The sequence below is a fragment of the Saccharothrix sp. ST-888 genome (assembly GCF_000955975.1).
Classification (GTDB): domain Bacteria; phylum Actinomycetota; class Actinomycetes; order Streptomycetales; family Streptomycetaceae; genus Kitasatospora.
On record NZ_JYJF01000600.1, the window covers coordinates 1 to 352 of the forward strand.

General features: G+C 78.1%; 1 pseudogene. It reads left to right on the plus strand.

Annotation, left to right across the window (positions count from 1 at the left end):
• Positions 1–26: 26 nt before the first annotated feature.
• Positions 27–352: pseudogene (locus UK12_RS33915) on the plus strand (histidine kinase); the annotation flags it as partial.

A 352-nucleotide genomic window follows, 5' to 3' on the forward strand; every position in this document is an offset into this window, starting at 1 on the left:
AGGTCGAGGGGGGGGGGGGCAGGTGGTTGCGCCGCGGCAAGCTGAGCGCGCGGGGCGGGGTGGGGCTGCGCTGGACGGCGGACCGGGTGGAGGAGGACCGGCAGCGGGAGCGGGAGGAGCAGGGGAGCGGGCGCAGCGGGCAGGCGGGGGAGCGGATCGTGGTCGGGCGCACGGGCGGGCCCGAGGGCGGCACGCTGCTCCGCCCTGCGGCCCGGATCGACGCTCGGGCGTGGGGCGGCGAGGTTCGCGGCGTGCACATCTCCCGGTCCGACGGCCTGGCTGGCAGCGATTCCCCGCATGGCCTGATCGAGCACCGGGCCCGGGTTGATAGTCTGGGGGGCCGCTTCCGCAC